Origin of the sequence: Helicobacter bilis ATCC 51630 (assembly GCF_000686565.1) — a bacterium.
GTDB classification, from domain to species: Bacteria; Campylobacterota; Campylobacteria; order Campylobacterales; family Helicobacteraceae; genus Helicobacter_A; species Helicobacter_A bilis.
This window is the reverse complement of sequence record NZ_KK365988.1, coordinates 13,798-38,791: the sequence shown is the minus strand read 5'-3', so window position 1 is coordinate 38,791 and position 24,994 is coordinate 13,798. Positions and strand designations below refer to the sequence as shown.

The 24,994-nt window shown below is 36.1% G+C and carries 20 protein-coding genes; 6 read left to right on the top strand and 14 right to left on the bottom strand.

Annotated elements, in window-relative coordinates:
* Positions 1-195 precede the first annotated feature (195 nt).
* The 4 genes from T368_RS16235 to tpx form a co-directional block, all read right to left on the bottom strand.
* Complete coding sequence (locus T368_RS16235) at positions 196-1,401, bottom strand: cache domain-containing protein (RefSeq protein ID WP_004086729.1); 1,206 nt, start codon at positions 1,399-1,401, stop codon at positions 196-198.
* Positions 1,402-1,656: 255 nt separating this feature from the next.
* Positions 1,657-3,102 carry an exodeoxyribonuclease VII large subunit gene (xseA, locus tag T368_RS0111840; RefSeq protein ID WP_004086727.1) on the bottom strand — a complete coding sequence of 482 codons (1,446 nt, stop codon included), beginning with the start codon at positions 3,100-3,102 and terminating at the stop codon, positions 1,657-1,659.
* Positions 3,103-3,120: 18 nt separating this feature from the next.
* On the bottom strand, positions 3,121-4,278 hold the full coding sequence (locus T368_RS0111835) for an FtsW/RodA/SpoVE family cell cycle protein (RefSeq protein ID WP_004086724.1): 1,158 nt from the start codon (positions 4,276-4,278) through the stop codon (positions 3,121-3,123).
* A 314-nt stretch (positions 4,279-4,592) separates the two neighbouring features.
* On the bottom strand, positions 4,593-5,093 hold the full coding sequence (gene tpx, locus T368_RS0111830) for a thiol peroxidase (RefSeq protein ID WP_004086722.1): 501 nt from the start codon (positions 5,091-5,093) through the stop codon (positions 4,593-4,595).
* 366 nt (positions 5,094-5,459) lie between these two features.
* Here tpx and T368_RS0111825 point away from each other — a divergent pair, with 366 nt between their 5' ends.
* Positions 5,460-6,233: a thiazole synthase gene (locus T368_RS0111825; protein ID WP_004086720.1), complete on the top strand. Its 774-nt coding sequence runs from the start codon at positions 5,460-5,462 to the stop codon at positions 6,231-6,233.
* Positions 6,234-6,281: 48 nt separating this feature from the next.
* Entirely contained in the window at positions 6,282-7,409 is a 1,128-nt protein-coding gene (locus tag T368_RS14240) for a tyrosine-type recombinase/integrase (RefSeq protein WP_034595309.1), read from the top strand.
* A 483-nt stretch (positions 7,410-7,892) separates the two neighbouring features.
* On the opposite strand, the gene T368_RS0111815 is transcribed toward T368_RS14240, so the two are convergent.
* A complete protein-coding gene (locus T368_RS0111815) occupies positions 7,893-9,395 on the bottom strand; it encodes an outer membrane family protein (RefSeq protein ID WP_004086716.1) in 1,503 nt (500 codons plus the stop codon).
* A 253-nt stretch (positions 9,396-9,648) separates the two neighbouring features.
* Here T368_RS0111815 and T368_RS0111805 point away from each other — a divergent pair, with 253 nt between their 5' ends.
* Together T368_RS0111805 and T368_RS0111800 are read left to right on the top strand one after the other, a co-directional pair.
* Positions 9,649-9,945 carry a hypothetical protein gene (locus T368_RS0111805; protein WP_004086714.1) on the top strand — a complete coding sequence of 99 codons (297 nt, stop codon included), beginning with the start codon at positions 9,649-9,651 and terminating at the stop codon, positions 9,943-9,945.
* 158 nt (positions 9,946-10,103) lie between these two features.
* A complete protein-coding gene (locus T368_RS0111800; protein ID WP_162164644.1) occupies positions 10,104-11,216 on the top strand; it encodes a DUF2972 domain-containing protein in 1,113 nt (370 codons plus the stop codon).
* 250 nt (positions 11,217-11,466) lie between these two features.
* Here T368_RS0111800 and T368_RS0111795 read toward each other — a convergent pair whose 3' ends face one another.
* The 7 genes from T368_RS0111795 to topA form a co-directional block, all read right to left on the bottom strand.
* Positions 11,467-13,137, bottom strand: a complete 1,671-nt coding sequence (locus tag T368_RS0111795) for a hypothetical protein (RefSeq protein ID WP_027338523.1) — start codon at positions 13,135-13,137, stop codon at positions 11,467-11,469.
* Positions 13,138-13,345: 208 nt separating this feature from the next.
* Entirely contained in the window at positions 13,346-14,068 is a 723-nt protein-coding gene (locus T368_RS0111790) for a carbonic anhydrase (protein WP_004086709.1), read from the bottom strand.
* Between the two features lie 156 nt (positions 14,069-14,224).
* A complete protein-coding gene (locus T368_RS0111785; RefSeq protein ID WP_004086707.1) occupies positions 14,225-15,352 on the bottom strand; it encodes a sensor histidine kinase in 1,128 nt (375 codons plus the stop codon).
* A 21-nt stretch (positions 15,353-15,373) separates the two neighbouring features.
* On the bottom strand, positions 15,374-17,050 hold the full coding sequence (locus T368_RS14720) for a DUF7488 domain-containing protein (protein WP_004086705.1): 1,677 nt from the start codon (positions 17,048-17,050) through the stop codon (positions 15,374-15,376).
* Between the two features lie 10 nt (positions 17,051-17,060).
* A complete protein-coding gene (locus T368_RS0111775; RefSeq protein ID WP_004086704.1) occupies positions 17,061-17,363 on the bottom strand; it encodes a YbaB/EbfC family nucleoid-associated protein in 303 nt (100 codons plus the stop codon).
* The gene (panD, locus tag T368_RS0111770) at positions 17,363-17,707 is read right to left on the bottom strand and encodes an aspartate 1-decarboxylase (RefSeq protein ID WP_034566910.1); all 345 of its coding nucleotides are present in this window, start codon (positions 17,705-17,707) and stop codon (positions 17,363-17,365) included. Before panD ends, T368_RS0111775 begins: the two co-directional genes overlap by 1 nt.
* Positions 17,708-17,865: 158 nt before the next feature.
* Positions 17,866-20,163 (bottom strand): type I DNA topoisomerase, encoded by a 2,298-nt coding sequence (gene topA / locus T368_RS0111765; protein WP_194146718.1) that lies wholly within the window; start codon positions 20,161-20,163, stop codon positions 17,866-17,868.
* Positions 20,164-20,269: 106 nt separating this feature from the next.
* On the opposite strand from topA, the gene T368_RS0111760 reads away from it, so the two are divergent.
* The gene (locus T368_RS0111760; RefSeq protein ID WP_004086698.1) at positions 20,270-21,415 is read left to right on the top strand and encodes an FtsW/RodA/SpoVE family cell cycle protein; all 1,146 of its coding nucleotides are present in this window, start codon (positions 20,270-20,272) and stop codon (positions 21,413-21,415) included.
* A gap of 319 nt (positions 21,416-21,734) precedes the next feature.
* On the opposite strand, the gene T368_RS0111755 is transcribed toward T368_RS0111760, so the two are convergent.
* Both T368_RS0111755 and T368_RS0111750 read right to left on the bottom strand, forming a co-directional pair.
* Positions 21,735-22,250 carry a DUF2147 domain-containing protein gene (locus T368_RS0111755; RefSeq protein ID WP_004086696.1) on the bottom strand — a complete coding sequence of 172 codons (516 nt, stop codon included), beginning with the start codon at positions 22,248-22,250 and terminating at the stop codon, positions 21,735-21,737.
* Between the two features lie 8 nt (positions 22,251-22,258).
* Positions 22,259-22,774, bottom strand: a complete 516-nt coding sequence (locus tag T368_RS0111750; RefSeq protein WP_004086694.1) for a NanQ anomerase/TabA/YiaL family protein — start codon at positions 22,772-22,774, stop codon at positions 22,259-22,261.
* Between the two features lie 364 nt (positions 22,775-23,138).
* On the opposite strand from T368_RS0111750, the gene T368_RS0111745 reads away from it, so the two are divergent.
* Complete coding sequence (locus T368_RS0111745) at positions 23,139-24,977, top strand: saccharopine dehydrogenase family protein (RefSeq protein WP_004086693.1); 1,839 nt, start codon at positions 23,139-23,141, stop codon at positions 24,975-24,977.
* Positions 24,978-24,994 lie beyond the last annotated feature (17 nt).

Genomic DNA, 24,994 nt, shown 5'->3' with positions numbered 1-24,994 from the left:
AGTAAATTATTTAGAATCTCTTGCAACTTGACTAACTGCGGATTATATGGCTTTTCTGTTAGACGCACTCTTAGGTCGCCATGCTCTACCCTATCTACCACATCAATAGCATCAGTAATGGCAGCCTTATCTTGCAGACTATGATTCTCAATATCTTTTACAACGGCATTAATTTTCTGTGCCATTCGTCCAAATTCATCTTTTTTTATGAATTGCAATGCTATCAACTTTATTTGTTTTATAATCCAAAAATGCAAAGAAATTTTCCAAGCCAACATAGATTTTCTCAATATCGCTTTGCAAATAGAATTTTGCATAGCCAATAGTGATTAAGATAATAAAGATTGTAAGGACTAGCACGGTAACAATGATCGCATATCTTACCAAATATAGTTCTTCTAGCACTTCATCATAGGGTGCAAAACTCACCATAGTCCATACTACATTATCCCATATTTCAAATTTAAAGACACTTGCTAAACCTTTTGCACCACTCTTAGATTCTATCTCAATAACCTTTGTATTCTCTCTCGCTCCAGCATCTGGATCATACTGCAATGCCGTAATCTCTTGGGCTGCTTTAGAATCCATAACTGCTTCAAGGGATTCTCCAAGCTTTTTTGTATCAGGATAGAGCGTCAAGGCATTATAACGATTTATAAGAAAGCGTTCTGCATGTGCATATAAAGCGTGTTTTGGATTAAATACAACTTTTGAGAGACTATCCATGTCAATTAGCGTTCCAAGCACACCAACAACCTCATCATTATTTGAAACGATTGGAAAAATCACGCCCACAACTGATGTCTCCATATTATTGTAGAGAATGCGATAAGGCTTTGTCAGAATCATGTCCTTTTGTGTGTATGCTTCTTTAATGTCTGGCATACCCTCAAAAATACTGCGTCCATCAGGCATTTTTATAACACCTTGCTTTGCTATCTCAATGCCCGTGTCGTATTCATTATTATTCGTGTCTATGAGAGCAAATTCTAAATTGCCGTTTGCATTATATAAGTTTGCGTTTGCCCTTCTACTACGAGAAAAAGAAGGGTGTTTAATCTGTGCGAAAGTGGTTATCATGGCGGGATCGTAATCCACAATGTAGCCTAGAAAGTGCATAAGAGAGTTATCGCTAAGAGAGCTAGTCCCCTCCTCCCAGTCTGCATGGATTGCCTTTGTGATCGCCTCAAGATTCCCACCTGCAACATTGAAGTAGTTCTCTACATCTCTAGCATCTTGAATAGCATTTGCAATAAGTGTTTTTTGTGCTTCATATTGCATACTATTTTCTAGTTTGCTAGATACAACCATATAAAGCACACACATACCTAGCACTAAGGCTGTTGTTAAAAGGAAGCTGATTTTCTTGCCTATACTCATATCACGGATAAACTGCATTTATACTCCTTGTTTTTCCTTTGTTTTTGCAGTGTAAGGTTGTTATTGTAGCCAAAATTACAAAAAAAAAAAACATTTTTCATTATTTTTCATATTAAAGTTTAAAATTTTACATTTTTATATGCATGAATGCTTTGTGAGTGCTTTGATGGGTATCTGATAGGTGTTAGTTAGGCAGCTTTTAGTTTTTACAAACCCATATTAAATCCATTTTAGTATCGCCTAGATAAAAAACTTAGCTTCGAGTTTAACCCTCTAGCCTAAAATGCGTGCGTTTCTTATCCCACTAGAATCTATGATTTCAATAACATCATTTTCTTGCAGTTCGCTTACTTGTATTAGTTTGTCATCTTTTAATATTTGTGCAAATCCATATTGTGCTTTTTTGCTAGGGTCTAGGGCGTGTAGTATATCAATTAGATTATTTAGCATAAGTCTTTTTTGTCGCAGGGCATTCTGCATAGAATCATGAAGGTTAAAGTTTAGCATTGCCCTTTTTCTTGTCATCATTTGAAGCATGGCATTTTTTAGCTCAAGATCTATTTGCTTTGTTTGATTTATTTTTTGCTCGATAATATATGAAAACTCGCTATGAATCTTTTTGCTTAGAGATTGTATCTCTGTTTTCATTATGAGTAGTTTTTGTGTGGGTTTTGCAAGGTCTAGTCGCTCTTGTTGCTGCAATAGGGCATGTTTTTTTTGTGTGTAAAACCATTTTATAGAATCTTGCAGGTTTTGTGTGAGTGTTTGCAGTAGCAGTTTATATTGTGCTATCTTTTGTAGTGGATTTAGAATCTCAAGGCTTTGTGCTAAGTGATTTAATATTGATTTTTTTTGCGTAATATGTGTTTGCATTGTGTGTGTTAGCATAGATTCCATATCGCATAACTGCGTGATGAGATTATCCTTATCACATAGAATCATCTCCATAGCAGCACTTGGTGTCGGGGCTCTCACATCAGCAACATAATCGCTTAAAAGATAGTCTATCTCATGCCCGATTGCTGATACCACTGGGGTTTTACATGCAAAGATTGCCTCTAGCACCTCCATTTCATTAAAGCTCCATAAATCTTCAATACTCCCACCACCCCTTGCAAGCACTAAAATATCCGCACCAAGCCTATCCGCATAGGCAAGATTCTTAGCGATAGAGTGCTTTGCCTCACGCCCTTGTGTCAATGTATCAATAAGGATAAATTCACACAGACAATAACGTTTGCTTGCTACTTTTATCATATCTTGCAGGGCGGCACTTGTTTGACTTGTAAGCAGGATTATTCTTTTAGGAAATCGTGGTAATGATTTGTTTTTACAAAAATAATTTCGCTCTTCTAATCTTTTCTTTAGGGCTTCATATTGTGCTTTTAAATCGCCTATGCCACTATGCACACATTTTACAATATTGAGATTATAAGTCCCACGCGGTGGGAATACGCTAATGTTGCCTTTTGCGATAATCTTATCGCCATTTTGTAGTTTAATGGGATTATTTCGTGCGTTATGGCGGAAAAAGGTGCAAACAATTGTCGCATTTTCATCTTTTAGATTAAAATAGATATGTCCGCTATTATGGTGCGTAAAGCCACTTACCTCACCTTCCACCTCAACATAGCTAAAATCACTCTCAAGCAATGACTTTATTTGCATAGTTAGCTGACTGACTTGTAAAACTAGGGGAATGTGTGGTTGTGCCTGCATGTTATATCCTTATAGAATCTATTTACCCAAATCTACTTTTGTTGATAATGCCAACACTAAGCCAATGCCAATACATAAAGCAAGCAAACTACTCCCCCCATAGCTTAGAAATGGCACTGCCATGCCCTTAATAGGTATAATACCTGTTTCACCAAAGGCGTTAATAAGAAAGCTAATACCAATAAGGGCTGCTATACCAACACAAAAGAGTGAATAAAAGCTTTTTTGCAAACGAAATGCGATTTTAAAGATTCTAAAAACAATCATAAATACAAGCAAAACGCATACTAAAAGCCCAAATAGCCCAAGCTCTTCGCTAATCCCAGCAAGTATCATATCCGTATGCACTTCACCCAAAAAGCCAAGCTTTACAATACTCTCACCAATACCCACGCCAAAATGCCCACCATTATAAAAGGCATAAGTCGCATTCTGCACCTGCCCACCAGCATCAACACCATCGCTAAGTAATGAAAAGTTTGGAGCATACGAGCGGATAAGCGTTTCGATATTTATCCACCATTCACGCACTCTTTTTATCCTATGCGGACTTGTTACAATAAGGATTGTCCCCATGACAGACACAACGCCAAGTGCTAATGTAAAAAGTGAGAATCTCCCACCAGCACAAATCAGCATAACAATAAACACAAGGGATAATAAGATAATTTGCCCCAAATCATTTTGCAATGTAGAAATGAGAGCCGCAACACACATAAACAGGAATAAATGAGGTATCAAGATTCCGAGTTGCTCCAAAAATGGCAACGATCTTGGATTATTAAACTTGCGACTAAAACTCCACGCAACAAATATAATATAGCCGATTTTAAAAAACTCTAAAGGTGCAAGTGAAATATTTGGCAAACGCAACCACCGCTTCGCCCCACCCGCACTTGTCGCATAGCTATCAGGCAAAAATGGTAATACAATAATGACTATAAACGATAAAATGAGTAGCACCAACCCAAAGCCAAGCAAATGTTTTTCTACATTAAAATAAGATAAACCCCACATAAGCATAACGCCAAGACAACTTGCAAAAAGCTCACGATAGAGAAAATGAAACTGCCCATAACCATAATACAGCACCGCATAAGATGAGAGAGAATAGCTCATACATATAGCAATGCCAAGCAATGCGGTAACAAGAAAAAAGAGACGAGTATCTGCCAAACCAAAAACCTTGCAAAAGTGATTCTAAAAAATAAAGCGGTTATTATATCAAAAACTAATAAATTTTTAAGTTTATGAGACAGGTTGCTATAAAATAAAAGTAACATGAAATAGAAGATTGAAAGTTCATCTGCCAAATTAAATGTGAAGTGAAATTCCTCCGTCCAAAAGGCTATACTGGATATTTCGCCTTGCTCAACCATAGCACAATAGAAAAATCACAGCACTATTGTGGCGAGCCTCGGCAAAATCCTTGCCCGGGCGTCAGGATAAATTTTTTGCTTTGAAAAACTAGTTTCTATGAAGCTTAAAATTTACCCCTTCACTACTCCAAGTGCTTTTTGATAGTCTGGCTCATTTGTGATTTCTTCGCATACTTCTACATAGGCGACTTTGCCTTGTGGATCTACCACAATCACCGCGCGAGTGAGTAACCCTGCAAGTGGGGAAGATTCTAAAATCAACCCATACGCCCTGCCAAAGTCTTTTGCCTTAAAATCGCTAAGTGCTATTACATTTTCAATGCCTTCAGTGCTGCAAAACCGTCCTTGAGCGAAAGGTAAATCCAAAGATACCACATACACTTTTGCGTTTGTCAGTTTTGCCGCTTCTTCGTTGAATTTACGCGTTTGTGTCGCACATACACCTGTATCAAGGCTTGGCACGACATTGATGATTTGGTAGCCTCCACTTACACCACCTACTTCTACTTGTGATAAATCTTTAGCTACAAGAGCTACTTTTGGGGCGTTATCGCCAACTTTAATTGTATTGCTACTTAGTTTTGCTGGAGTGCCTTTAAATTTTACTTCCATGATTTGTCCTTTTAATATAATGTATATCCCCCAACTCTAGTTTTAGTCGCTAAGGGATATGTGGCATTCTATCAAAAAGATGTCAAGTTTTTTGTATATTATGATTTGTATTTATCATGAATATTAGCTTAAAAATTGGATTTTCCGTAGGTTATGTAGCACTATAATTCTATGACATGATTACTAATAATATAAGTTATATTTTATCTTATTATTATCTAATAAAAATTACAAATATCGATACTTAAAAATAAGGCAAATCGTTTTTTTTTTTTTTGTAGTTTGCGGCACTAGTTATTATTAATTCTGTGTTATAATACAATCACTTTATTCCAAAACTTTTATTGCATTCTTAAGGATTACAAAATGTCATTAGTTATTGCAGGGAAGAGCTTTCACTCCCGTTTGATTGTAGGTAGCGGAAAGTATGAGAGCTTTGAGATTACAAGAGAGGCGACACTTGCAAGTGGTGCTGAGATGATTACTGTTGCAGTTAGACGCGTGAATATCTTAGATAAAAATGCACCAAATCTCATGGACTATTTTAGGGATACCAATATTTCATTTTTGCCAAACTCTGCTGGTTGCACCACTGCAAGAGAAGCGGTGAGTATGTTTGAGCTTGTGAGAGAAGGCACTGGGATTGATTTTATCAAGCTAGAGATTATCGGTGATACACAAAAGACGCTTTATCCTGATGTGATAGAAACACTAGAAGCGACAAAGATTCTAGCAAATAAAGGCTTTAAGATTCTAGTCTATACAAATGATGATCCTATTATGGCAAAAAAGCTAGAGGACGCTGGGGCTGCAGCGATCATGCCACTTGCTGCACCTATTGGCAGTGGGCTTGGGGTGCAAAATCGCTTTAATGTTATGTTTATAAAAGAAGCGGTAAAAATCCCTGTGATTGTAGATGCTGGTGTGGGCTGTGCTAGTGATGCGGCTATCGCTATGGAGCTTGGGGCAGATGGTGTGCTAAGTAATACTGCCATAGCACAAGCAAAAGATCCCGTGAAAATGGCAAAAGCTATGAAACTTGCAGTTGAAGGCGGTAGATTAAGCTATGAAGCTGGACGCATAGCAAAGAAGCCATTTGCCACCGCGAGTTCGCCAACAGATTATATGCCGGCTCTTTAGTTGTTTTGTTTTAAAAGTTTTAAAGATAATTGTTATAAGGAATTCATTATGTCTTATCCACTCAATCGAGAATCATTTGATGTTTCATTGCGATTTTGGTTGGAGCGATTTTTTTATACAAAGCTTGTGGGATTGACTGCGCATAGAGTAAAGGATAAGGCGGTATTCGCACAAGTTATTCAAGATATACAAAGTGGGGGACTAAACTCAATTGATGAGATTCGATCCATTTGCAAAAGAGCAAGAAAGATAGGTTTGCTAGGCATCAATACTTATGCAAATCCACTTTTTACATTTTATGAGTATTGTATGCGGCTTGGATTCTCTGATATGCGTGAGATACATGTTGAGAATGTGCAAGAGTTTTTAAGCATTTATACAGCAAATCTAAGTCTTACAACAATACGCAATTATCAGTTTGCCTTGACAAACTTTTTTGATTTTATACAAAGACAAAATACCTTAGAAAATGGTGCAGCCCATGTCTATAATATGGACATCGTGCTATCTAAGCGATCGGTATCTCATGATTTACCCGAGTTTTTAACGGAAGCGGAGTTAAATGCATTTTTAAACGCATTAAAAAGCTATGACATTAAGCAAAAACATATAAATTCAGTTGTGCGACTTAGAAATCAGCTCATCATTCTAATGATTGTGTATAGCGGTGCGCGTGTGAGTGAGATACTTGAGATTGGTTATAAAGATGTGTCTTTGGAGGGAGATTATTATGTATTGCGTTTGCGTGGTAAGGGTAATAAAATGCGTATTGTCTTTATCGCAAAAACGCTGATAGAAGAGTATTATAATAACTGGGTAGCCCTGCGTGCGACTTTTCCACATGTAGCTGATGATATGCCATTATTTGTTAATAAAAAGTTTCATGTCCCTGCACAATCTTATATTTATGTGGTTATTGAGAACTTGCTTTTAAGTGCGGGTATCCGTAAGGCAAAAAATGGAGCGCATTTATTACGACATAGCTTTGCAACTATGCTTTATAATAAAAGTAAAGATCTCATTTTAGTGCAAGAAAGCTTAGGACATAGTAGCGTTGAGACAAGCAGAATCTATACACATTTTGATAATCAACGATTAAAACATGCAGCAAATGTAATCTCAAATATTGAGAATAGCATTAACAATGGGGGGGGGGGGGGTAAGTCTTTGAGTTAGCATATATGTTGTAGTAAAACTACAACATATATGCTCTTTTATTCTACAATCCCACTATTATAAACACCACGCAACTAGTCTAACTTATTTATACCTGTTCTCTTTATATCATAGGGTTATATTTATAGCACATTGTATTTACATAAACAAACCTAGTCATTAATTTTAGATATAGTGTGTATTACGACAAGTTTGGCAACAAGATAGGTTTTTACAAGCGATATATAACTTTAAATTAAAAAGGAAACTTTAGCGAGACTTTTTTGAGTTCATAAGACATTTAAACATTAATTATAAAATCAAAATGAACCAATAATTTATAGCGACAAAGAAAGATTTCCTACTTTTCCATAACAATTTTTATCTAACTGCATGGAAAGTATGAGAAGTGATAAAATTCTATATATGCTGATTACATGGAATGTAAGCTAAAAATAGCAAACATGTAATAATCCAAAACTCACCATTAATTCCTATAATACATTAGAATCTATAATCAAGTGTGAAAAACGCATGGCTTCTATCATCTGTTTGTGCTTTAGCTAATGTGGTAGCCCCATTCAATTGAGCACCAGGATTATACCCAGCCTTTGTAGTATCTCTAAACCACTCTAGTTTAATACCCACTGCTAAACCATTTTTGAAAGCATGATTTACAGACAGGGCAATGCTCTCTTCATCACTTCTAGGGCTTCTTGTGATTCTGCCAAGCAAATCCCATGAGAGTGTGCCATACTCTAAGTCATAATGACCGCCACCAGAGAGATACCCAGTCCTTGCATTTCTGTTGATTGTATCACTAATGCTTGCACCTATATCATATACACTCGCAGTCCAAAAGTCTAGTCCCATTGGATTCCCATAAGTCCCAAAGTGTGAGTTTGCACTACCAAAGTTTTCATAGTAGCCTATACGCACATTATAGTTATAGATATTACCTTGTGCGATTAGGTTTAGATTCCCACTCCATTCATCGACATATTCATCGTATCTCAATTTTGCTCCAGTAAAAGCCTTATGCACATGAAGCCCAAAACCTTGCGCTGTAACCTTAAACCCAAGTCCATTACCAAACTGATATTCATACACCGCTTTTAAGCCCGGTGCTTCATAAAGTCCGGGATAAAAATAAAGGAATGGGCGAACAAGCAAAGTATCACCATAAGCAAAGCCATTATCTGTATCAGAAATCCCACCATGCGTAATATCAGCACCAACTGAGTGGATACCATAACTTGCTTTTCCATCGGTTGTTTTTACCGCATAGTAGTCTAAGAACCATTGCGAGTAAGCAAATGCCCGACCAAATGAGCTAAACCACCACACTTTCACTTCGTTTGCAGGTTTAGATTCTGTATCGCCATATTCAGTATGCCAATCAAAGTTAAAACCTTGTGTATAACCACTAAAATAATCCATGCCAGATTCATATCTACCAAGCTTTAGGTTAAAAGATTTCGCCTGTAAATCAACATAGGCATTATGCACGAAAATTTGGCGATTGTTGGTATAAGATGTAGTTTCATTGCCAAGATAACCACCCCATGAACCTATATATTGATTGTTTAAACCACTACCACCGCTTAAACCTGAGTTGCCTTTAATTTGACCGCCATCATACTTCGTAGTATCCCAAGCAAACCCAGCCGCCGCTACACCAATGCCTACTTCAAACTTTGAGAAATAATCATTTTCATACACTTCGTTAATGTTAAACTTACCATTAACCTCACCAAACATACTTGTAAAGCTTTCAGTTGGATAAAAGTTTTTTGCAGTATCAACCTTGCCACCATTAAAACCAGCTTTAGTAAAAGTCCCTACATTCCCAGTGAGTGTAAAGAATTTACTATCCTCATTAGCACATCTCTCATAGCCAAAAAGATTCCCTTCGGTTTCATCGCCACAATCTGCCATCGCAAAAGAGTTACCAACAAGCAGGGCAATGCTTGTGTATTTTGTCAAATTTCTCAAGTTTCCTATCATACATTTCCTTTCAGTTTCGTTTTAGGTTCAATATTATTGCATAAAAAATAAATAATTTTCCAAAAAAATGGCTTATATGGGGATTTTTTGTAGTTTGTAAAAAATATTTTAAATCTTTTTCTTTCAAAATGTGTATTATTTACCACATAACATGCCTTTATCACTTGTAATTGCTTTATATATGTCAATGCAATATATTAAAAATTGTGTTAAAATTACACTTTTTGAGATTTTAAAATGCAAGGTTAATTGTATGGGACTTAAAGATTCTAAGAAAGTAAAACGCATATTAGCAAAGTGTAGAAAAACATTTTTTCCACTCAATATACACTTATTTTTGTCGCTTTATCCAAAAATAATGCTGAATAAGAAAGAGTTAAGACAATTTAAGCTTATGTCTAATGATTTGGAGGAAACCTACAAGAATGTCTTGCTAGATTCTCCATTCTTTTTTGCAAAAACACTAAAAGCCCATATCGCATGGTTAAATTCATCTGAGTTTAAAAGTAAATATGGAGAGAATCCGTATATTACCCCCCCCCCCCCATAAGTGATTACAATCCCAAAACGCAATATTTTCCACTCTTAAATCCCACACTTTTTGACTACGAAAAAACCCAATCTAGCATAGCTTATCACTACAATATGCCCTTGCCGCATTATTACAATTTTATCTATATGGCAACTTATGGTGCGGGCTATCAGGCTATGAAGAAATTTTTTGAATATTGCGGTGTTTGCGTAGCAGAGCTATGGACGGGTAATATAGAACCACAGCTTGAATACGAGCATTTTTATAATACGCTTGTGAATAATCGCGAAAAATACTGCATTATCTATCTTAGCGGTAGAAATCTCTATGGGAGAGAAAAGCTATTTTCCTTAATAGATTCTCATGTCCCTTTGCTTATCATTGCTCGAGACCCCATATCTATTTATCGACCTATAGTCAATCACTTAGGTGAGAGAGAATATCAATATGAATGCACTTTAAAAACAGATTATAGAATATTTCTTGATAGCATTAGATACTGGATTAATCTCACAGCCCCAAGCCTTGATGCGTTAGAAAGCGAAGAATCTTGCGATGAAAATGGTGTAACAGCCTTATCGATACAACGCAGAGCAAAAGCACTAAAACATGTAAGCAAGATACAATATATCGCGTTTAATGAGATTTTGGAAACACAAGCCTTTGAGACTTTTCAAAAGCTTGCAAAAGAATATGGCTTTATGCCACCAAAAGAGAGGGATATATTTGAAGCAAAAGTGAATGGCGGTATGCTTTTGGGTTTATTGCCGCGTGTTTTAATAGTTAGAGAATGCGATATGCCCTTTATGTTTAGAGGGCAAGAAAATGAGAATCTTGCCATAAAAGATTCTAAAGATTCTTATATGGATAATGAGGTGGAATACAGAATTATTATTACTACACCACAGATTCAAAGCCTTGATAATTATGTGGATATAAGCAAAAATCTTAATATTGCTATTCCGTTTCAAAACTTATATTTACTTATGACTAAAGATTCATTTGCAAAATTGCAAACAAAACAAGAATTATTTAAGGCTACAAGAGAATATTTACAAGGTTTCCTAAAAGAGTTGGAAAATCGCGCAAACATAGAAAATAACAAGCGGCTAGATGAAAATGATATACTAGAAAGATTTAGACAAGATTCAATACTAGCTATGAAATATAAAAAAATCTTTGACAAAGAATTAGCACATATCAAGGAAAACCGACCTGATATTGTAGCAAGTTGGGACTACTACCAAGGATTTGAAAGGATATGCGAAAATATAGAATCAAATATATAATGCATAATGATAGATATAAACCCTAAGAAGTGGTTGCTACATAGCCCTATATCTTCTTGTGCGATCATTTCATCATTTTTTTTGCAACATAGCATTGTTTTAAAGGTTTTTGTAACGATAATTCCAACATAAGTTTATATATCGTTGAAGCGTAAGATGCACATTGTAACAAATATTAACATTCAGTCAGCTGATGAAAAACTCACTATAGCGTCTAGGTTGGGTTTAAAGAACACTTACGCTTCTTACCCTAGCGTGTTTGTGTGGATTGCTTTGCATGCTCTTCATATTTTTTTACTTGAGAGTCAAAGGCTTTTATCATATTGGGTAGATTTTTTTGAATCTTATATAATGCAGCTAAATGTATTTTTAGTGGATTTGCCCAGATTGGATTTGGCTTTGATACTGCATCAATTTGCTTTCTACATGCATCAACGGCTTTGTTGAGATTTACAGGCAGTGCCCTTAGTTGCGTAAGATACTCTCTCCCCTCTTTTATCCTTACATCCATATTACCTTTGCGGTTTGTAAGCTTTTGGTTTAATCTATCTTGAGCTTCCTTTAAGTCAAGTTCTTTTGCTTTTACTTCTTGCAGCTTTTCTTCTAGAATCTCTTTTGTCTGTTTGAGTTTATCTTCAAGCGTATTTTTTGCATCTTGTAGTTGTGCTTCAAGATTTAGTCTAATTTCTTTAAATTGATCTTCTTTTGCTTGCACTTCAGCGATTTGAGATTCTAATCCCTCTCTTCTGTCTGTTGTCTTTGCGTCCTTATATTTACTCTCCAAAATCTCTCTTTGCTCTCTAAACTCACTCTCTTTGGCATTTGCGATTTTTAGCCGCTCATCAAGAGCATCTTTTACGGATTTAAATGCAGATCTTTTAAGCTGCACTTGTGCGAGTTGCGTCTCTTTTAGTTCCATTTCTTTTAATTGTGCGTCTTTTAGGATATTCTCTTTCGTTGCCACTTCCTGCATATCCTTTGCTATATCATCGCTTGTTTCTTCGCATACAAGGTTTTGAAACTGCGTATAAAAGCTATCTAGTCGCACAAATATCTCATTTGTTGGGATACTTGGCGATGAAGAGTAAGGCACATACACCATGTATTCAAGATTTGGGATCAAAAACGCATACTGCTCGTAGCTTTTAAAGAAAGTCTCTTTACATGTCTTTTCATACTCTTCATCATGGAATACAAAGGTTGGTAGCTCATCATTTGACAAACTCGCACAAATCGTTGTTTCAAGATAACGCACACCATCAGACCAATCTCGCAAACAATAATAAAACATACCAAAGTCAATGGGTGTAATCTCTTTTCTATTGTTAATAATAAGATTTACTGCAAGTAAGTGTAAAAAGTCTTTGAATCTTTTATCAGAGATATTTGAAAGCTGTTTGACTAGATTTTGTTCTGCATCATCTAGCATTGCAATATCACCTGCAAGTTCACCCGTTGGGTTTGCATGAGAGGCAAGAGATTCTATAAAATTAATTGCTTTTGCTCTATTCTCTTCGTCCCAAAACTGCGTAAAATTATAATCTTGGAAAAATGTTTTCAGTTTATTTGCTTCTGGGGCTAACTGCTTTAGCTTTTCTATTACATTTGTATTTTTTGGTGCGAAAAGATAATCATAGAGATGCTCTGTATTATTATGATTGCCTAAGCAACAATAGGCGGTATATTTGCTTAATTTATCCTTATTTTTTGAGAGATTTGAGCCTGCAGTAATCTTTGCTTTAATGGGCGTTTCCCCAAACAACGCTTCAAAACGCATTTGTATATCTTTAGCATCATCATGTCCATAAAGCAAAAGTGGCTTATTACTCAAGGTGCATAAAAGTGCTAGTCTCACTTCTTCATCTCGCCCATATAAGCCTTGATTGAGAATAATTTCTAGTTTTTCAATAACATCTTTCACAACTACTCCTCAATGCGAAATTCTAGATTCTGTAACTACACAATCATATGTCAAAAACTTAAAAATACTTGAAAATATAGCAAAAATGCACTTATAAATTACTGAATCCAATAGAATCTAAAACCTTAAACCATACCTTATAACACAACTATAAAAAGCATAAAAACATCTATGTTGTTTAAAGTAGGGCATATAGAATAGCCATAAATCAAGGCGCAGATAGAATCACCCTATCATGTAATGGCTGCACATTCCTTGCATTATCTTTAAGGATTGCATGCATTGCATCAATCTGAGCTTGTGAGGCTTCAACACTCTCTTTTAATACTATCCATTGCACTCCTTCATTGCAGGGCGGTGTCGTAAGGCTACCACTAAAGGCATAATAGCCCTGATTTTTAGGCAATAGCTGTGAGATATATATCATATCCATTTGATGGGCTTTATCTATATCAATGGGAGCATAAGATAAGACATTATTTAACATTATATTATTTTGTCCTTTTCTAAATAGCACGGCAAGGATTAGATAATTATTCTTTTCATCTTTATGCACCATGTGCATTTCCATAGGGTAGGATTTCCCCTCGATTTGCGTTTCTGAAGGTGTGTGAAAGTGTAGCTGGACTAGATTATATTTTCTATTTTGATAGACTAAGCCACCCGCCTCATTAAAATGCAGGGCGATAGTGTGTCCATTATTTATAATATCCTTTGAGTTTGTGCCATAAAGCAGGTGCAACTCATTCTTAGATTCTGTTGTTTTTTTACTCTCAATATTAATTGATGATTGCTTTAAGCCAGAACTACACAGCTTAAATTTAGGATCAAGCTTCGCCCACATATCCGGTCCATTATGCTTATCATAACCCCAATGGGCTGCATATACACTTCCTATACTAAAAACCAATGATAAACAAATCTTTTTCATACTCTATCCTCAAATAATAATTATGAAACAAATACATTCATTTTGCATGTGCTTAAAAATAGCGGTAATTTTACAATAAAAACACAAGAAAGGCAACTTGATTTTTATATAAGCTACATTGGAAGATTCTAAAAAATCTTAAAATGTTACCGCACATCACTCACCACTGCAAAGTGGGGTAAGTGGCACTCGTATTTCAAAAAATTTGCCCTCTGTGTTATTCGCACAAAGTTCGCCATCATGTGCCAAAGCGATTTGTCTGCTTAGGGCTAGTCCTAGTCCATGTCCTTTTAGCTTTGTTGTTTTAAAGGCTTCAAAAAGTGAAGTAATATCTTCAATCTCTTTTCCATTATCATAGATCCTGCATAGAATCATATCATCATCTTTAAAAAAGCAAATGCGGATTTTACCACTCTCACACTCACCCTCTTCAATCGCATCAATGGCATTGCAAAGCATGTTATGCAAAGCGATTTCATAAAGGGAGAAATCTACATGAAAAGCATCATTATGCTCAATCTCAAATATAACTTCAATTTCCTTTGTATAGCCATATTCGCTTATGACTTGCTCTAAACTCTGTTTAAAATCAGCAAAAAAGTGCTGCTGTTTATTTGCCTGCACGCCTTTTGAAAAAAGCAAGGTGCTTTTAATGATTCGCTCAACTCGCCAAATGGATTTTTTCATCTCATCTACAATTTCCATGCTTTTTTCATCTACGCGTTTGCTTAATACCCCTGCAAGTAGAGAGAGTGAGCCGATTGGATTGCGGATTTCATGTGCTAGATGTGCGCTTACTTGTCCCATACTAGCAAGTCTTTCTTGCCTTTTTTGTTCTGTGATATTTGTGGCGGTTATGATTTGTTTATGTGAGATTTTTGAGCTTTGCATAAGATAGACATTATTATCAATCTTTACTTCAAATTCACTGCTAAAATTAAGATCAATATCAAGCAAACCTTTGAGATTACTTGCCTTTTTATTTTGATAAAACAGACTGCCATTTTCATTGAAGACAATTACTGCTTGCGGAATCATCTCTAAAACAGATTCTATTAATACCTTAAAATCTTTAAATTCCTTCTCAATCTTATAGCTTTGCAAAATAAGCTCATGCAAGAGATTAAGCAAAGATTGCGTATCCTCTAAGCCCAAAGTGCTTTGCAACGCAGCATTATCATAGGCTACATCTTCTAGCATAATGCTATTTTTTGTGAGATGTTCTTGCTTATAGGCTTCTTTTTTTTTCGCATTATGTTTGTTTTTTTTATGCACTTTTTTCATATATAACCCCTTGTTTTAAGACTATTCAAGTGGCACTCTAAATTGAAATCCTTGCCTATCAACAAGGAAATTCATCTGCCCACCATACTCCACAAGGGCTTCATACTCTTTTATTCTCTCTTTTTTAGGCTTATTTGTGCTTTTACCACCAGAGTTATACATATCATATATTGTTCTCATGCTTTGCGTGTCAGAATCTCGCAAGATTCCATCGCCACTGAATGAATGCAAATCGCCCTTTTTACTTGTTCTCTCCCCTGTGATATTTGTGCCTATGGCTATATCACTACTTGCAAAGTTACGCATATTATCTGCCATTTTGTAGTAAAAGTCGTTATGTCGCTCTTTTTTTACTTCTTTACTTTGGAATTGCTCTAGTATATCTGCATTTCTTCTTTTTGTGGCTTCTTTCTCTGCATCATAGGCGATTTTTTGCTCTAAGAAATCCACTTGATTATCCTGTATCCTTGTGAAAAGCTCTCGCAATAAATGATTTCTCTCTGTTGTATTACGCGGTTTAAAATGTCGCATATCAATATCGTTTATAAAAAGGATTCTATCGCCTTTTTTTAGCTTTGAAAAAGGACCTTTACTTGGGACTTTCTGCACGACTAAATCATTTGAGATAACAAGATTAAATCTCTCTAAAAAGCTATCTGCAAGTAGCATTCCCCCATATCTCTTCTTTGCTTTTACCTTTATATTCTTTACATTTTCGCCGCGTTTAATCTTTATTTGTGCGACTTCATCGGGCATAAGATTTGAAATGATTAGCTCTAATTCAGCCCAATCTTTTGGTGCGATATCATTAATTGAGATTAAAATATCACCTCTTTTAAAAGGATTTGATGGAAAGAATGGATCTGAAAACTGCACTACAAAAGTTGCATTCTCCGCACTTGCTACATCAAAACGCACACCAATATCGCCATGATAGGGCTGCTGTTGATTAAGGAATCTATCAATATAAGACTTTTCAATAAAGCCATTGCCACCTACGCTTAATCCATAGATTTTATAGCATATATTGCTTATAACGCCATTTTTCTGTGTTGGAGCAGAAAACTCGGCATATTTCAAAAATCCTGCTTGGTGCGTCTGGAATCTGCCCGTCTTTGCTCCATTAATACCTGTGCTTACTAACTCTCTACTTAAAGCATAATCATCAATGGCAGATAACTCATAAGCATATTTAGAATCTACTCTGCCACTTACTTGAAATAAGCCTGTGAAAGGGTCATATTTTACAAGGTTTTTTAACTGCGGACGAGTTGGATTATAGCCGATAATCTCGCCACTTTTAAGCTTTATGGCATATAAGCCTTTGCCTAGATTAAGACTTGCTTGTTTATAGTAAGTGGCACAATGGGCGTAATCTATCTTTTCTTCAGTTTTACTTTTGCCATACAAATCGATTACTTCTAGCTCATTGCTTTCTAAGATTCCATTCTTTTCTCGCACCTGCACTTCTTTAGTATTTACGATACTTTCATCTGGTGTGCTAACTTGTGATGGGGTTTTGGGCTTACTTAGGCTATTAAACTCGCTTTCAAGCACATTTGCATAAAGACTTGTGCTAACACAAAGGCTAAAAACGCTTGAAACAAAAAGTGATTTTATCAAAAAGCCCTGCTTTGTTTTTGGTACAGAATCTCGCTGAAGACTATTTGCATTGGGTAAAAATCTAAAAGATTGCATAAGCACTCCTTTAAAATTTAAAAGGATTCATATTTTTTATTTGCTCAAATACATCATCTTGTCTAGACTCTTGCATTTGCTTATAACCTTCATTAATAGCACTAATAAGTAGAATCTGCAATGACTGCTTATCTTGCAGTAATTCATCATCAATCTCAATGTCAATGAGTTCTCCAGCCCCATTAAACTGCACATTAATAAGCCCACCACCGCTTTTTGATTCTATAATCTTTTCTTTTGCTTTCGCATCCATTTCTTTTAACTGCTCTTGCACACTGCCAAGCATATTTTGCAAATCTTTAGGGTCAAACATTAACGCTCCTCTACAATACGATTTTTAGAATCTACTAGCACAACTTGTGGTTTAAAATCTTTTGCATGCTTCATTTTCATACTAGCATACGCGATAATTATCACAATATCACCTTTTTGCACCTTGCGTGCCGCTGCACCATTAAGGCATATAGTGCCACTTTTTGCCTTTGCTTTTATCGCATAAGTGCTAAATCTCTCTCCATTATTGACATTTACAATATCAACTTTCATGCCTTCAATTATACCGCTAGATTCCATAATGCTTTCATCTATGCTAATAGAACCTACATAATTAAGATTTGCATCAGTAACGACTGCTCGATGAATCTTTGCATACATCATTTCGACATAGCAGCCTTTTTTAATTTTATCTGGTTTGATCTTATCTTGTAATAGATTCTTATCTTCTCTTTTCTCTTTTGCCATCTCTATCCCTAAGTTTATGCTTATAATATGGAATCTTTTGTGTAAATAATCTTGCTATTGTAACACATTTTATTTTAAGTTACCACATTTTTACATTCAACACATACTTTTGTATTCTCTTTTGTCTTATGCCAGCATAGCATACCGCCGCATTTATCGCATTTCTCATTTGTTGGTTCTGCATTTGTGATAAATTTACATTTTGGATAGTTCCCACAGCCATAAAAGATTCCGCGTTTAGACTTTCTCTCTAGTAGCTTTCCGCCACATTTAGGACAGGCTACACTTAATTCTTTTGGCTTTTCAAGCGGTTGTGCGTTTTTACACTCTGGATAGCCACTGCATACTAGAAATTTACCCCTTTTACTCATCTTTACTACCATAGGGCGACCGCATTTTTCACATATCTCATCGCTTGTTTCTACTTCTTGCTTTTCTTTTTTTATGAATTTACATTGCGGATAGTTAGAGCATGATACAAACTCGCCATATCGTCCATTGCGTATAACAAGCTCGTTGCCACACTCTGGGCATAACTCACCTGTTGGCTTCATAACCTTTTGAGATTCTATGCTTGTTTTACCTTTTGTGATTTTCTCAATAAAAGGTTCATAAAATTCCCATAAAACCTCTTCCCATTCTAGTTTATTTTCCGCAATATCATCAAGCTTAGATTCTAAAGCTGCACTAAAACCGCTATCAACGATTTCTTCAAAATTTGCTTCAAGCATAGCAATTACATTAAATGCAATATCTTGGACTATAAGCTGCTTTTTCTCTAACTCTACATATTTTCTATCTATTAAGATTCTAATCGTTGGAGCATAAGTGCTTGGACGACCTATACCTAAACTCTCAAGCGTTTTAATAAGTCCTGCTTCTGAATAATGCGGTGGTGGCTCTGTTGTCTTTTGTATGCTTTGAATGTCTTTAAAATCTATTGCTTGACCCTCTTTAAATTGTGGTAATAATTTATCTTTATCCGCATTGCCTAAGATTTTATAGAATCCATCAAAGACTAACCTTCTGCCTGTAATCTTAAACTCGCTCAATTCTCCCATAACACTCACACTAAGGCTTTCAAAAATGGCATCTTTCATTTGTGAGGCTATAAAGCGATTAAAAATGAGTGTGTAAAGCTTTAACTCATCATTGCTAAGATAGCTTGCTGCAATCTGTGGTGTGAAAGAGAGATTTGTAGGGCGTATCGCTTCATGTGCTTCTTGTGCGCCTTTTTGTGTCGCGGTATAGATTTTTGCCTTACTTGGTAGATAGTCTTTTCCCATATTTGTGTTAATAAACTCTCTAGCGTTATCTAGGGCTTCTTTTGCGATATTTAAGCTATCTGTTCGCATATAGGTTATAACCCCGGCTAGTCCATCTTTTGTCTTTACACCCTCATATAACTTCTGTGCGATACTCATCGTTTTTGTAGGGGAGAATCCAAGTAGATTTGAGCTTGTTTGCTGCAGGGTTGAAGTCATAAAAGGTGGTGGAGACTTTGTAACTCTTTCTTTTTGCTGGATAGATTCTACGCGAAATTTTTCTTTTTGCAATATCGCTAATATCTCTTCTACTTCTTTTTTATCTTGCAATACTAGCTTTTCAATCTTTTTATCTTTAAAGCGGGCTAAATCAAAGACTAGCCTTTCTTCTTCTTTTGCTTTAGAATCTGCTACAAAGTAGGCTTCAATAAGAAAATAATCCTGTGGATTAAAAGCCCTTATCTCTTTTTCTCTATCTACTAGAATCTTTAATGCACTAGATTGAACTCTCCCTGCACTCAAACCCCTGCCAATCTTTTGTGATAATAAGCCACTAAGCTTAAAACCTACAATCCTATCTAAAAGTCTTCTTGCCTGTTGCGCATTCACTCTATCCATATCGATTAGTCTAGGATTATCTAAAGAATGTGTAATAGCTGATTTTGTAATCTCATGGAATACAATGCGTGGAAATTGTGATATATCCCCATTTAATGCTTCCACAATGTGATAACCAATAGCCTCACCCTCTCTATCCTCATCGGTTGCGATATAGGTAACTTCTGCACTCTTGTGTAAATCCTGCATTTCTTTTACTAATAACGCATGATCCTTTGAAATATCATAGGTTGGTATGAAATGCTTGTCTTTAATCGTTATTCCAAAGCGGTGTTGCGGTAAATCTCTAATATGCCCTTTTGAAGCAATCACTTCATAATCTTTACCTAAGAAAGTCTTAATTGTTCTTGCTTTTGCGGGAGATTCTACTATGATTAGATTTTTAGTACCACTTGATTTTTTACTAGTTGCTGTTTTGCTAGTTGCTTTTTTATTGCTTGTTTTTGTATTTTCTTTTGTAGTCGTTTTCTTTGCTTTAGCGGTAGCCATAAATACACTTGCCTTTATCTTGGTTGTGAAAATAACTTGCAATTCTAGCATATATTTCAAATATTTTTTATTATAATACGAAAAAGATTCTGTTCAAGGAAAAAACTTGCTATTTGGCTCACGCATTACAACTCATTTTGATTATGTCTTAATTCTTTTAATTTTGCCACTTGTTTTTACAAGTTTGTATCTCTTAAGTGAGACTTCACAAACACTTCTCATACGACAATCAAGCTATGCGTTTTTGGGAATCTTTATATTTTTATTTATCTTTTTTATCCCTTTTCGCTATCTATATAAAGGTGTCGTGGTATTTTATATCATTTGTATCTTGCTTTTACTTGCTGTGGAAGTCATAGGGACTACAAAGCTTGGGGCGCAAAGATGGATAAATATCGGTGGATTCTCACTGCAACCAAGTGAGCCTGTAAAGATTGCTGTTGTGCTATTTTTAGCACATTATGTGCAGAAAAACCCACCACCACAAGATGGATATGGCTGGATTGAGTTTTTTAAAATTAGCGTATTTATCCTTATCCCTTTTTTTCTTATCTTAATTGAGCCAGATTTAGGGAGTGCTATCATTGTGCTTGTTATGGGCTATGGTATGCTTTTTATTATTGGAGTGCATAAGAAAGTATGGCTTACTTGCATTATTGCTGGTTTGCTTTTCTCGCCTATTGCGTTTAAGTTTGTATTAAAGCCCTATCAAGTAGATAGAATCATGAAACTTGTAAGCGGTAATACAAGCTCTCAAGTGCAGCAAAGCCTTATTGCCGTAGGTAGCGGTGGTTTAACTGGAAGAAATTATGAAGATGCAACACAGGCAAATTTGAAATTTTTACCCGTTGCTACAAGTGATTTTATATTCGCACATTTTGCGGAGCGTTTTGGCTTTCTTGGATCATGTGCTTTGATTGCTTTGTATTTATTTATTGTGCTGCATTTGCTTTCTTTTTGCTTTTTAGATTCACAAGATTATTTTTTAAAGGTTATTGCAAGCTGTCTTGCTATGCTATTTTTTGTCTATACTTCTGTAAATATTGCTATGACTATTGAGTTAGCCCCAGTCGTTGGGATACCACTGCCTTTATTTAGCTATGGTGGAAGCAGTTTTATTACTTTTGTAATACTCATTGCTATGTTTGAAAATGCTACAACTTTTCGCTTTAGCTTCAGCAACTTTAAAGAGACTACACCATTTGGTAACTTCATGCGTATTCCTAAGAGACGAGCAAGGCGTAATATATAACAAATCCTATGGAATTCTGCAGAGATAAGTTCCATGCAAATAAGCAACCATTTATCTATTATGATAATATGTTCAAAAACTCCAAAAAGCAGATTCAAAATAGGTGTAGAGGTGTAGAAAAATTTTGGTTGGTATTTTGATTCAATAATAGCCATTAACTTGCATTTTACCAAACAACCATCTAGAAAAATAACAGCTAGTTTCCAAAAACCTCAAGGCTTCATTAGTAGAAAGTCAAAAAGATTATCAGAATCTCCAAAAATTAAAACATAACATAATGTGCCACCACACTTTTGCTAGATTTGTCAAAACGCAGATATTACTTCCTGCTACGAATAGTATCATCAATCGTTGGCGCGATTTTTTCCAGTGGTAGTCTGTATTGTTGATATTGTTTGCTTTGCTCTGTGCTTAATTTTTGCCATTCAAATGCTTTACTTAATACATAATAGGAATCTAGAGCGCCTACAAAATCGATTTTATCATTTCCTTTTGGCACGATTTTGCCATGATATGTTTTACAATTATAAAAATTATAAATTGCCCCATCTACAAATTGCCCTTTCTTATTTTCTGTGTAGCCATATCCAAATACAACGCCCACACTCTTTCTTTCGCGTAGCTCGACATTTTTATTGCATGAATCACTTACTGGTTCTGCCTCAAGATTCTTTAGTCCATAGACATAATATTTACCATTATGCTTAAAAATCTCAACGATAGCCTGACCCCCTTCAGTGCCTTTATGCGTTAAATAGATACCAGAAATATCCCCTGCATACACAGCACCAAAAAGTCCCCATAATACGCACACTCCATAGCGTAATAGACGCATATTTCCTCCTAATTACAAGATTTTACAATATAAGATTCTAATAATGTTTTTGGGACTTTTGCTACTATTTTATAAACTTTATTATCCGTAATGTTCTTGTGTTTTAGCCCACCAGCATGCACATCATTTGGGAAAAATACGCAAAGACACGCATTGCTTGAAATGATTCTATGAGTAGATTTTTTTGATTTATATACAATCAAGTCCTTTTCTGCATTATATGATTCTATAATCTTAAAATCTTTAGAATCACCTATCATAAAGCATTCACTACCATGGATTGTAAGCTGAAAATCAACATATTCTTTATGTGTCTCAAAAAATGCGCGTTTATATGGTTTTAGCTTGTAGGTTTGCAACATAGCAAAAATGCCAGAATCCAAATCAATGCGAATCCCATTTTCATAGTCTCTTTTTTTATACTTGCCCTGCAAACAAGTCTCAAAAAACCTATAAAGCTGCTTTAGTGCTTCATGCTGACAAAAAAGCCACCCACAATTATCAAGTTTTGAAATAATAGCCATTCAATCACTCTCCCATTCCCATTAAAACCGAAACTCTATAATAAACTCTCTTAAAAATCGCTTTAAAATAAAAACTAATAAGAAAATATCACCACGCATTTCTATTTTTACACATTGGATATAAATGTATTGTCATTTTATGATTATAAAACTCATCGTGCCTTTAAATGTATCCAAGGGCAAGTAACAAGCTTTATATTTTTAAGTTATAATCCTTACAGAATATGTTTCTTGCTTCACAAAAAAGTTAGTGTTATTTACTCTACCATATCATTACAAAATGTCAAGTTGTTTTATTGTAGTGTAGTTTAGACTAATAGCAACCAAGCAAAGAATATGTTTTCATTTTATTCAAGGAGCAATTATGGCTTGTGTTTTACAAATCGGGGCTGGTGGAGTTGGCGGCGTAGTAGCGCATAAAATGGCGATGAATAGGGAGAGTTTTACTCGCATTATCTTAGCTTCTCGCACCCTTAGCAAATGCCAAGCGATAGCAGATTCTATCCGCCAAAAAGGCTTAGGTGAGATTGAGATAGATTCTGTCGATGCCGATAGCGTAGAATCTGTGGTGGCTTTGATTGAAAAATACCGCCCAAAACTCGTGGTAAATGTCGCATTGCCTTACCAAGACTTGAGCATTATGGAAGCCTGTCTTTGCACAAAAACGCATTATTTAGATACGGCAAATTACGAGCATCCAGACTCCGCACATTTTGAGTATAAAGAGCAGTGGGCGTATGATACACGCTATAAACAAGCAGGGATTTTTGCTTTGCTTGGCAGTGGGTTTGATCCGGGTGTTACTAATGTATTTTGTGCTTACGCGCAGAAGCATTATTTTGATGAGATTCATAGCATTGATATTTTGGACTGCAATGCGGGGGACCACGGCTATGCGTTTGCTACAAACTTTAACCCTGAAATTAACTTAAGGGAAGTGAGTTCAAAGGCGCGTTATTGGGTTAAAGAGGGGCATTCAGCTTGCACTGCTATTTCGGCGGAGTCTGCGAAAATCGCTCAATCACTTGCCCCTAGTAAGCTCAATCGCGATTTTCTTGACAACCCCCAAACTAGCAGCACAATCTTAGAATGCCAAGATTCTAGCAATATGGAATCTCAAAAAGTGGGTTCTAATACAGAATCTAACAGCCTTGTTTCACAAGCTGACTTAGCCTTAAACCCTGATTTAAAGCAAGACACCATTTATCGCAAGTTTGAGCGAGAAGAAAAGCATTTTACGCTAGATTCTAATACGCAGGGTTTGAAAGTAGAATCTTACTTTAACGGACAATGGCGAGATATTGCACCCCTAGCTTTGATGAAAGAGTGGGATTACCCAGAAGTTGGCGTGAAAAATAGCTATTTACTCTACCACGAAGAGCTAGAATCGCTTATCCGCAATATCAAAGGTTTGCGAAAAATCCGCTTTTTTATGACTTTTGGCGAGAGCTATCTCACACATATGAAATGCCTAGAAAACATCGGCTTTTTACGCATTGATGAAGTAGCACATAAGGGCGGCAAAATCGTGCCTATTGAAGTGCTAAAGACGCTTCTGCCAGATCCTGCAAGTCTAGCTTCTCGCACAAAGGGGCAAACGCACATTGGCTGCTATATGAAGGGCGTGAAAGACGGCAAAGAACGCACAATTTATATCTATAATATTTGCAATCACGAGACTTGTTATAAAGAAGTCAATGCGCAAGGCGTGAGCTATACGACAGGTGTGCCAGCGATGATTGGAGCGAAGCTGATATGTGAAGATAAATGGGGGCTAAATGCGCCTAAGGAGCATTCAGCTTGCACTGCTATTTTGGCGGAGTCTGCGAAAATCGCTCAATCACTTGCCCCTAGTAAGCTCAATCGCGATTTTCTTGACAACCCCCAAACTAGCAGCACAATCTTAGAATGCCAAGATTCTAGCAATATGGAATCTCAAAAAGTGGATTCTATCTCTTGCCATAGCAGTGAAGCTTCTAGCATAGAATCCTACAACGCAGAGCGACTAAAACTCAACGCCGATATGCCAAAGGGTGGAGAGCATCAGGGGATAGATTCTAGTAGTGGTAGTGGTGTGTGGAATATGGAGCAAAACGACCCCGACCCCTTTATGTGCGAACTCAACAAACAAGGACTCCCATACATCGTCTGCGAGATAGAATCTAATGGCAGTCTAAAAGTGCTAGAAGATGGGAGAGGGTAGAATCCCAAAAATACAAA

Bases quoted from the DNA above. Each gene is read 5' to 3' on its own strand.
- T368_RS16235 (WP_004086729.1), bottom strand. From the start codon at position 1,401: ATGCAGTTTATCCGTGATATGAGTATAGGCAAGAAAATCAGCTTCCTT.
- xseA (WP_004086727.1), bottom strand. From the start codon at position 3,102: ATGCAGGCACAACCACACATTCCCCTAGTTTTACAAGTCAGTCAGCTA.
- tpx (WP_004086722.1), bottom strand. From the start codon at position 5,093: ATGGAAGTAAAATTTAAAGGCACTCCAGCAAAACTAAGTAGCAATACA.
- T368_RS0111825 (WP_004086720.1), top strand. From the start codon at position 5,460: ATGTCATTAGTTATTGCAGGGAAGAGCTTTCACTCCCGTTTGATTGTA.
- T368_RS14240 (WP_034595309.1), top strand. From the start codon at position 6,282: ATGTCTTATCCACTCAATCGAGAATCATTTGATGTTTCATTGCGATTT.
- T368_RS0111815 (WP_004086716.1), bottom strand. From the start codon at position 9,395: ATGATAGGAAACTTGAGAAATTTGACAAAATACACAAGCATTGCCCTG.
- T368_RS0111805 (WP_004086714.1), top strand. From the start codon at position 9,649: ATGGGACTTAAAGATTCTAAGAAAGTAAAACGCATATTAGCAAAGTGT.
- T368_RS0111800 (WP_162164644.1), top strand. From the start codon at position 10,104: ATGAAGAAATTTTTTGAATATTGCGGTGTTTGCGTAGCAGAGCTATGG.
- T368_RS0111790 (WP_004086709.1), bottom strand. From the start codon at position 14,068: ATGAAAAAGATTTGTTTATCATTGGTTTTTAGTATAGGAAGTGTATAT.
- T368_RS0111785 (WP_004086707.1), bottom strand. From the start codon at position 15,352: ATGAAAAAAGTGCATAAAAAAAACAAACATAATGCGAAAAAAAAAGAA.
- T368_RS14720 (WP_004086705.1), bottom strand. From the start codon at position 17,050: ATGCAATCTTTTAGATTTTTACCCAATGCAAATAGTCTTCAGCGAGAT.
- T368_RS0111775 (WP_004086704.1), bottom strand. From the start codon at position 17,363: ATGTTTGACCCTAAAGATTTGCAAAATATGCTTGGCAGTGTGCAAGAG.
- panD (WP_034566910.1), bottom strand. From the start codon at position 17,707: ATGATGTATGCAAAGATTCATCGAGCAGTCGTTACTGATGCAAATCTT.
- topA (WP_194146718.1), bottom strand. From the start codon at position 20,163: ATGGCTACCGCTAAAGCAAAGAAAACGACTACAAAAGAAAATACAAAA.
- T368_RS0111755 (WP_004086696.1), bottom strand. From the start codon at position 22,250: ATGCGTCTATTACGCTATGGAGTGTGCGTATTATGGGGACTTTTTGGT.
- T368_RS0111750 (WP_004086694.1), bottom strand. From the start codon at position 22,774: ATGGCTATTATTTCAAAACTTGATAATTGTGGGTGGCTTTTTTGTCAG.
- T368_RS0111745 (WP_004086693.1), top strand. From the start codon at position 23,139: ATGGCTTGTGTTTTACAAATCGGGGCTGGTGGAGTTGGCGGCGTAGTA.